Annotated in this window: 5 protein-coding genes and 1 pseudogene; 1 reads left to right on the top strand and 5 read right to left on the bottom strand. The window is 58.8% G+C overall.

Annotated elements, in window-relative coordinates; all coding sequences use genetic code 11:
- The 4 genes and pseudogenes from AC04SI_RS21530 to AC04SI_RS21515 all read right to left on the bottom strand — a co-directional run.
- Positions 1-1,393 (bottom strand): annotated as a pseudogene (locus AC04SI_RS21530) (OmpA family protein); the annotation flags it as partial.
- Positions 1,394-1,400: 7 nt separating this feature from the next.
- Entirely contained in the window at positions 1,401-2,066 is a 666-nt protein-coding gene (locus AC04SI_RS21525; protein ID WP_404282345.1) for a hypothetical protein, read from the bottom strand.
- Positions 2,067-2,627: 561 nt separating this feature from the next.
- A complete protein-coding gene (locus AC04SI_RS21520) occupies positions 2,628-2,966 on the bottom strand; it encodes a hypothetical protein (protein ID WP_488474835.1) in 339 nt (112 codons plus the stop codon).
- A gap of 46 nt (positions 2,967-3,012) precedes the next feature.
- On the bottom strand, positions 3,013-5,226 hold the full coding sequence (locus AC04SI_RS21515) for a mechanosensitive ion channel family protein (protein ID WP_404282343.1): 2,214 nt from the start codon (positions 5,224-5,226) through the stop codon (positions 3,013-3,015).
- 633 nt (positions 5,227-5,859) lie between these two features.
- On the opposite strand from AC04SI_RS21515, the gene AC04SI_RS21510 reads away from it, so the two are divergent.
- Positions 5,860-8,709 (top strand): trifunctional glycosyltransferase/class I SAM-dependent methyltransferase/polysaccharide deacetylase, encoded by a 2,850-nt coding sequence (locus tag AC04SI_RS21510; RefSeq protein WP_488474834.1) that lies wholly within the window; start codon positions 5,860-5,862, stop codon positions 8,707-8,709.
- A gap of 247 nt (positions 8,710-8,956) precedes the next feature.
- Here the strand turns inward: AC04SI_RS21510 and AC04SI_RS21505 are convergent, their stop codons facing one another.
- A complete protein-coding gene (locus tag AC04SI_RS21505; RefSeq protein ID WP_120018102.1) occupies positions 8,957-9,637 on the bottom strand; it encodes a peroxiredoxin-like family protein in 681 nt (226 codons plus the stop codon).
- Positions 9,638-9,652 lie beyond the last annotated feature (15 nt).

Genomic DNA, 9,652 nt, shown 5'->3' with positions numbered 1-9,652 from the left:
CGGCGGCCCGCGCCCGGTCGATCCACGTGGCAGTAGCCTCACCCTCGGCAACGATGCGATCATCGACGATCGAAAGTCGTACTGAATCCGGCGGAGCCAGCGACGCCGTCAGCCGCTTCAACACGAACTCCGGCTCAAGGCTCTGATAGAATTGCCACTGTGAATGAACGCGAGCGGGATCGACCTGCGTTCCGGACAACAGCGACTGCGGGTCGGCGGAAAGCGGGTCTCTCAGGCCGGCAATATAGAATTGGCCATCGCGCACCTTTTGTTCGGCAACGATGATGCCCGGCTGGGTCCCCAATCGCGACACATAGGCCTGCCAGCGCTGCCCGGATTGCCAGGAAAGAAAAAACCAACCCCCTGCCGCAATCAAAACCAGCAGGACGGCGGCCATCACCAGCCACGGAAATCCCTGGTTTGAGTCCTCCTGCTTCAGTTCAACGCAGGTCTGCAACTGCGTCTCTACGCCGATCAACTGCGAACTGTCGCCGTCAAACTGCTCTAAAGCCTGTGAGCATTCATCATGGATGCGAAGCAACACATCGCGAACTATTTCATGTAATTCCTCTGGCGGATTCCCCCGGATCACCGCAACCAAGGTCGCAAACGGTCCAACTTCTGACCAGAGACGAAGCTCCCCAAAGCGGATAGTGTCCAGGCCGCTCTGTTCTTTCTCGTTAAATGAGTCTTTTACAAAATCTTGAATTGCACTAAGCATCGAAGAAATGAGTTGAGGGTCTTCGCTAGTTGCATTATCAGCTGTTACATGCGCTATCAAAAGCCCGGAATTGCGGTGAATGAGAAAGACATGTTCTACACGATACACAAGAGAATGCTTAAGAACAACCTCAGAGAAGCTTGCGCCTGTTCTCCAAGATTCAAATCTCCACTTTAGTCCATGCCAGGTAAATATATGTCTTAAAGTTTCATTCAGCGACTGAAAGGTCTGGTCGATCTTTTCCCCGATCGACTTGCGAATTGCCGGCAGAAATACCGGGTACAATATATCAGTAAGCGTACGCGGGCTCCTCTGGATGGACCGTTGCACAGCCCTCTCGACAGCTGGCGCAAGGGCCTCGCCGAGTTGCGCATGAGGCGCACGTGCGGCAGCACTGGGAAGAACGCCCCCCACTGCAGCCGCAAGCTGCTCAGGTTCATCGAGCAGGTCCGTAACTCGTGAAAGCTCCGAAATTTCGCGGCCGACCAGCAACTGGCGCAGCGTTTCCATGCGAGGATCGGCGGTTGGAACTCCGTCGAAACGCGCATGATAGTCCGGATCAACGTTCCGGGCAATTTCGACCAAAAGACGAGCCAGAGCTTCGCGATCAATCTCTGAATCGTTCGAAGCTGTTTTTTTAGGAAGGCTGATTGGGTCGACGGTCGACGTCAAGTTCCGATCAACTCACTTTCCAGCTACGCTCCGAGTTGCCCTTGCTGCCGACGGGATCCTGATTCAGACATTTTGCGACCTCGACAAACAGGCCGGCCAAAAGATTTCGGTCGGTCTTGACGTTGCTGAGATCGGAAAACACCTTCTCTATCAGCATCTGAACGCCTTCGTTCTTTTGCTTGATTTCCTCACGCAGCAAATGATCGTTTCGATTTATCCGGTCCGCAACTTCGCGCTCAAGCTCGCTCAATTGATCCGACAACGCGCGCACCTGCTTTTCAAGTGCCTGATTTTGCTCGCGAAGATTCCGGTCAATCTCCTTGTCGGCCTCGGCTCGTGCATCTTTTTCGTGCCGCAATTGCGTCGCAAGCGAATCAACCTGCTTCTTCGCATTTGACTCGTACATTTCAAGATTGCGCTTGGCCTCGGATTCGACATCCTTGAAGCGCTGCAAGACCCGTTCTTCAAGCTTGGAAAAGCGGCGGTCATAGTCCTGCATCTGGTTGCCGAACAGCAGATCGCGTATCTTGTCGACACCTACAGCATCGCCCGCGGCCCCGCCCTCGCGAGCCTGGCCCGCCATGAAGTTCAGCCCGTTTCCCTCTGCATTACCTATCAGATTTCCGTCCGCTTTATTTGCCGGAGAAGCGGTACTCGAAGATTCCTTGGCCATCCCTATGCCCCTTCATTTGAACAGCTGCCACAGTGCTAATTTTGAAACTGGTCAACTTGTCAGCAAAAGACCCGGCCCGCAAGCCGGACTTTTGGCCTAGGCCGATTCGTGCGTCCCTTTTACGTCTTTTAGACTAGCAAAAAATGAACAAGTTACGATTGACGTCACTCTAATGTCTATTCGTGATAGTGGTAATAACTGGATAATATAATCGACAACTTGATGCAATCTACTAGCAAAATGAGCTATACTATGTCAGACTATAGCTGCAGGAGTACGATTATGTTGCGAATACTCTTTAGACGCATTGCAATTCTCTTGTCTGGTGGCGCACATGTTGCCTCGCACCCGGCTGTATACTGCCACCTATCAGCCTTCCTTACCGGCGGGAACGAGCAAGCCGATCGTTTTCATGATTCCCCGGATCTGGTTGGAAGCTTTCGCGATCTTGTCGAGCGCGGCGGTCATGCGGTGTCACCGTCAACGCCCGCGTCAGTACAACCCTTCTGCAGGCCAGGTCAGGTTTGTTCATAAGGCGGGATGGCGGGAACCAGATGATCCTCACCCGAGTGGTGAAGAAATGCTCGAGCGGAAATGCCCCGGCGCATCGACCTCAGCTTTAAAGCCGTCGGGCATGAGCGCTTGCCATTTAAGCCTGTCTTCAAGTCTTTTTGCCCGCGTCCAATTCGCCCCGATCTTGAGAGAGCAGTGCTGCCATCCGATGCCGTCATCCGTTTTTGACATTCGCCGACTCTTGCCGAAGAAAACGAAAGCTCGGTGATCCAGGACAATGCTATCGGAGGCGTTGTGGTACCGATGTTCAATGCCGAGCAAACCATCGAGGCTCGTGACGGTACTTTTCGTCCTAAACGTTTGAAGATAAAAGAGTATCCCTGCCACGGGCGACCGCCAAGCCGCGCTGTGACCGGCAGCTGTCGCAGTTTTTCTACTCCGTTGTGCCGGCTTTTTTTCTGCGCCGATTGGTGTGCGACTGCGCGACGGCCATTTTTAACGCGGGTGTGATCTGCAACGGCGCATTCTCTGCCCCATGTGGGTTCTGTAGCCCCTCAACATGCACAGTCGGGAACGGCAGTTCGATGCCCTGCTCCTTGAAGACTTGGCGGATGCGTACATAGAATTTGCGTTTCATACCAAAGGCGCCTCCTGGTCGGGTTGTGGCCTTGAGTCTCAATACGATGCCGTACTCGCCGAACTCCTGTACGCCCTGCATCTTGATCGGCTCGAGCACCCAGTGTTTGAATTCGGGATCTTCCGCCAGTTCGAGGCCGATTCGCTTGATCAGCTTGCGAGCGAAGTCGATATCGGTGTCATAGCCAACGGTGATGTTGAATTTATCGATAACCCAGTCACGGCTCTGGTTCTGGACTGCCCCGAGTTCGCCGAACGGTACGGTGAAGAGCGGTCCACGATGGTGGCGCAGCTTGACCGAGCGCAGCGAAAAGCTCTCCACCGTACCCTTGTAATTGCCCGATGTAATGTATTCGCCGACACGAAACGCATCATCGAGTAGATAAAATACGCCTGAGATCACGTCCTTGACGATGGTCTGTGCGCCAAAACCCACGGCGACGCCAACGACGCCGGCGCCGGCGATCAGCGGGCCGATCTGGATACCCATTGAGGCGAGCATCATCAGCACCGCCATCACGACGATCACTGCAAGCAGAATGTTCTGGATGATCGGCAAGAGCGTGCGCAGCCGCGCCTGCTGCGGATCGAAGGTCGGGACGTCCTCCTCGCTGATCACCGCGTGCGGCATTTCGATGCCCAGCTTTCGTTCGATCAAGGCTTTAATGATCGACCAGCCGAAATCGGCGGCAAGCGCAATGACCATGACATTGATCAAGCCGCGCAAAATGAGCGTGGTGGTCGTATCGCTATCGCGCATGGACTGCATGTCCAGACCCCAGACACGCGCGAGAAGGTAAGCCGCCGCCAGGATCAAAATCATCCGGATTCCACGATCGATGACAGCGATCGTCACTGCCGGGATCGTAGGCCGGCCAGCATCTTCCGAACCCGGCCGCAGGACGAAATTAACCCCGCGCTGAGTCAGTACGATTGCCAAAGGCAGGACGAATGCGGCGAAGGTAAACCAGAACCATGTATACAGGCCGGCGATGCGCTGTAGGAACAGAACGACGAAATAAGCAGTCAACAACCATGTCGCTGCCGTGTGACCGTGCCCACCGCCCCGCCATGTTCTTGGCCGGCGCCAAACGGCAAGCAGCAGGAGCAGCAGCAGCACGAAATCGGCGCCCACCGACAGGACCATCATTCCGTCCCGATCGATGCCGAGACCCGGCAAAAGGATGAACGCGGCGGCGATGAATGCGAAGACGCCGACGATCCGAGGTATCCAATAGGACCAATGGTCAGCCGTTTCGTTGGTGACCGGCAAAGCACGAACCTCGACGGCGTTCTCGACGTGCATGAAGGAAGGGACGAGCAGGGCTGCGACGTACGTGCGCACACCCCATGTCGCGACTGCAGCCATCAGAAATGTCAGCACAATCTCGCGGATGAGCATCGGCCAATCGAACAACATGAACGCGCCGGCGCTGCCCAACGCGAACGAGACGATCAGCAGGCTGGAATAAAGCGTGCGGCCGCCAATCTTCTTGGCTCGCCCGATGGGCGTATCCTTCGGTTGCGCGATGATCCAAAGACGAAATGGGCGGGTCAACTTGTACGTTGCCCAAGTGAGCGCCAGGCCGGCAGCGATGAACATCGCAATCAGCACAAATACGCCGACAGGCCCCTTGCTGGACATATCCGCCATGGTCTCTGCCCGAACGCGCGCGAACTGGCCCGGCAGCAAGGGCAAGGTTCGCACGATTCTTTCGATATGATGCTTGATCCGATCGAGCGTCGAGGATGCCATCGTATTCATCTGGCCTGGCGCGACCACGGCGTCGGACGATGCGGCGGCCGGCGAAGCTCCTGCCCCGGCAGGCGCTTCCGTTGACCCGGCGCCCTGATTTCGTTGTTCGGCCACCCAGGCCTTCACCGACGGATCGTCGAGAAGCTCGAATAGCTGTTTGACCCTTTCAGGCGGGACGGTCGCCTGCGCCTGTGCCGGACCAGCCAACAACAGGGCGATCCCAAAGACGATCGGGCTGGCAACCAGGACAAACATCGCAGTCAGATATCCGGGATGTCGTGCCGGGCGCGCCAGATTCCTGGCTCCCAATCGTCCAATCATGCGTGGCATCGTGCTGTAACCTTCCAGTCAAATCGGCAAGCAACGACGTCTATGTCCGTTGTTGCCCTACCTTGAAGAAACCGATGTTGCGGTGCAAGACGTCATCGTTCCGACCCAGACCGTTTGCGCCGGGTACTTGGCGGTGTTTGTTTAGCCGCCAGGGGGTAGGACATTCCGACCTCGGCCCAGGCCTCCGGCCGTTCTATGAACTGGGCATCCGTGATGCTGGGCGCAGAACGCCCGGGACCAGGATCACAGGCCCATGCAACGAGGGCATGCGCGCTTGCTATTCAGCCTGCCCCGATCTTGACAGGGCAGTGCTGCCATCCGATGCCGTCATCCGTTTTTGACAATCGCCGACTCTTGCCGAAGAAAACGAAAGCTCGATGCTGGCAGACCTACCCGGCACTGGATATAGTCGTGGTGGACGATGGGTCGACGGACGGATCAGCGTCGAACAGCGTCCCTGAGGATCGTTTCCTTTGGCGGGAAATCGCCGGCCATGTTTCGGGACTTTTGTTCTACCTTCGAACCAGGCGCGAGTAAGACGGCGTGGCGCATAATCCCTTGGTTTCCATCGTGGTTCCTGCGCACAACGCGGAGGTAACGCTGGCGCGCGCACTCGATTGCCTTCTCGATCAGGAAATAGTGGATTGGGAGGCGATCATCGTCGACGACGCCTCCACGGACCGCACGCCCGCGATCATCACCGGCTATGTGGAGCGCGATACCCGATTTCGGACGTTGAGCCCTTGCGCGCATAGCGCCGCCGGCGCGCGCAATAGCGGGATTTCGACAGCGCGCGGCCGCTGGCTCATGTTTCTGGATGCGGACGATTGGGTGGATGCCAGCTTCCTTGCGAAAATGCTGGCCGCACTGAAAACCGCCCCCGATGCAGTGGCCGCCTATTGCGGTTCCCGGCACGTGATGCCCGATGGCGAACTCACCCCGTCGACCATCTCAACCGAGGTTGCGATCCAGCCCTTCGAAACATTCGCCCGCCGGTGCGCCATCCGCACTAACGCGCTGCTCGTCGACCGGGAGACAATTGTCGAGTTGGGGGGGTTCGATGTATCGCTGTGCACCTGCGAGGACTGGGATCTGTGGCAGCGCCTCGCACGTCTTGGCAAAGATTGGGTGATGGTCGACGAGCCGCTCGCCTTCTATCGGGCCAGCCCCAACTCGCTCACCCGCAACTCGACGCAGATGCTGGTAGATGCGGAAATCGTGATCGCCCGCGGCTTTTCTCCTGATCCCAGGGTCAAACACCCGGCATCGGCTCACGCCAATGGAGCGATCGAGGCGAACGGCACCGCTTCCGAAGCACTCGCGTGGTTCGCGTTGTGGAACGCCGCGTCGGATTGCGGCAGCGGCTCGCGCTCGATCGACCCGCAGTCCCTGCGCGCGCTGCCGGCAGGACGCAAGTGGGTGCGTAAGGCCGTCAAGGTGGTCTTCGATGGCCTTATGGTGGGAAGCCTGTCGGCGCCAGCGCAATTGGCTGCCGGATGGGACAGGTTCGGCGGCGCCATCACCGAGTTGATCATCGAACTCGGCAAGATCTGGGGCGATTCCGCAGCGGCCCGCCGCGTCCAGTATCACCTTGAGCAAATGCTTCTTGAGGCCGACGATCTTGCCGCGCCGCGCAGGCTGGCGCGGACACTTGGAATTCGCGTCGACGCTCGCAATCCGACCTCGATCGAACTCCCGGAAGGCATCGATCAAATTTATGCCTATCTGACGATGGATGGCCGGATCGAGGCTGTCGTGCAGTTCGGCGCACTCGGGACAGTGACAAGGCGTCATTGGATTGAAATGATCCAGAATGTCGTGCCCGCTGAGCGGCCTGTACGCCGGTCTGGTCGGGACAGCCACTTCGGCAAGCTCGCGCGATTGGCCGCGGAAGCGCAGGAACTGGTTCGGTCGAGCGCCGTGCCTACGGAACGTCCTGCGGCGTCGCGCCCTGCAAGGGCCGCGGATGGACATGACAAGGATCGCACCTCGTTCTGGAATCGCTATTTCGCGACCGAGGATCCCTGGAACTACAGTTCGTCCTATGAGCAGGAAAAATACGAGCGGCAACTCGAAATTCTGCCTGCCGGTCCTATCGGACGGGCGCTTGAGCTGGCCTGCGCGGAGGGCCACTTCACGCGGCAGCTGGCGCCGCGGGTGGGCCGTCTGATCGCAACCGACATCTCCGCCATAGCCATCGGGCGGGCGGAAGCGCGATGCAGCGACCAGCCGAATGTCGAGTTCGGCGTACTGGATTTCTCCGCGGATACACTGCCGGGTGAGATGGATCTGATCGTCTGTTCGGAAGTGTTCTACTACCTGGACGATCTCGCCGAGTTGCGGCGCATCGCCAAAAAAGTCGTTGAGGCGTTGGCGCTTGGCGGCAGTTTCATCAGCGCACACGCATTCGTGCTACGTGACAATCCTGAGAGAACGGGCTTCGACTGGAACACATTCGGTGCGCAAGCGATCTCGGAGACGCTGGCAGCGACCGAAGGCTTCGTCCTCGAGCAATCGATCCAGACCGAGCTCTATCGCATAGACCGCTTCCGCCGCATGTCACCGGGCGAGGTGGCGACGGAACCGATGATTGATCATGTGCCAATCCGCGCGCGCATCGAAATGGGGGTCGCGCGAAAAGTCGTATGGGGCGGGGCACGGGCCTTGCGCCGCGACGTCGCACGCAGCGAGCGGCGGCAGCGTATCCCGGTGCTCATGTATCACAGCGTTGCCGAAGACGGTCCGGCCGCGCTCGCCCGTTTTCGGTGCGCGCCCGCCCTATTCGGCAGCCAGATGGCATGGCTGCGCGCCAATGGCTTTCACGCGATTATGTCCGAGCAGCTGGAACGGTTCATCGCCAACGGTGAGCCCTTCGCTGGCCGCCCAGTGCTCATCACCTTCGATGACGGCTTCCAGAACTTTGCCGACCATGCCTGGCCGATCTTGCGCGCCAACGACCAGACCGCGGAAGTGTTCCTGGTGACGGACTTGGTGGGTAAAAGTGCGCAGTGGGACGCCGACAGCGGTCCGCCGACGCCGCTTATGGACGCCGGGACGGTGCGACGCCTCGCCGGCGAAGGTGCGTTCTTCGGCAGCCATATGGCGACGCATCGCGCCATCGATGGTCTGTCGACCTCTGAGCTGGCCGCCGAGCTCCTGCGCTCTCGCATGTTCATCGAACGGTGGACCGGCCGGCCTACCACGGCGTTCGCGGCACCCTTCTCTGTCACCGACCGACGGCTTGGCCGGCTGGCCAAGGAGTGCGGCTATCGGATCGGCTTCGGCTCCAGACACGGGCCGGCGGGCCTCGACTGCGATCCCATCGACCTTCCGCGCATCGAGATTCGCGGAGATCGCTCGCTCGATCACTTTGTTGCCACTGTCGAGGCCGTGCTCGAAGAGCGGTGAACTTGTCAGTGTCTCGACCAGACTGCCGCGATCACCGGATGTCACGCGGAGATCGACACGCGCGTGCGACTGATCGAGCGGGCAAACGCCGATGTGGCCGCCGCCTGCAATGCGTGTGTTGGCGAGCGGCGCGATCCAACCTAATCCCATTCGTCGATGCCGACGATCTTTGGGCGCCGATCAAGATCGAGCGTCCGCTGGCTCCGCTTTTTGTTCGGTGTCCCGCCCGTTTACCTCGTTCGCAAGTCTATTGGGCGACTTGGGACACGGCTGACATCAGCTCCTGCGGGTTTGGCGCCCCAAACATGTATCGCCCACCCTCTGGAACCTCCGTGAAGCTCCAGCGGACGATCCCCTGCCGGTCCAGCAGGAACTGACCGACCAGTTGTCCGTGTCCCGTTGCCATCATCTGCTCGTCGGCTTCGGTAAGTTCGTAATGGTCCTTCTTGTCGAGGATTTCGCCGGCCGCGATAGGATCCATAGGACCGGGCAACTCGCTTGGTATGTCGACCAGCATATCCTTTACCGCTGCCATCGAGACCTTGTACGGCCAGTTCGTCTCGTTTTGGGTGAATTCGAGATTGGGCAGTCCAAAAGCACGATGTGAAGCGCGTTCAGGGTCGGAGGCCGCAAGCAGATTCGGCATCGGGTGGTAGCGGAAATAGAGACGCGCCCGTTCGATCGGCGTGTTGACCACCGTCAGGCTCTCCACGCCCTTTTCGCGCAGCTCCGGATCAAGCCGCGCCTGGGCGGCGATATGGCGCCGGCAAAACGCACAATGCAGACCTCGAAACAGGCCGACCAGCACCGGTTTTTGCCCGCGAAAGTCGTCAAGCGCGATCTTGCCTTCCTGGGTAATGGCGTCGAGTACCAAGTTCGGCGCACGGTCACCCGGTTGAAGCGGTACCAAGTCACTACGCGCGGACATTTCCAACCTCCAACC

Source organism: Mesorhizobium sp. CNPSo 4689 (genome assembly GCF_057784325.1).
The sequence above is the reverse complement of the archived record's forward strand: the minus strand, read 5'-3'. Positions and strand labels throughout refer to the sequence as shown.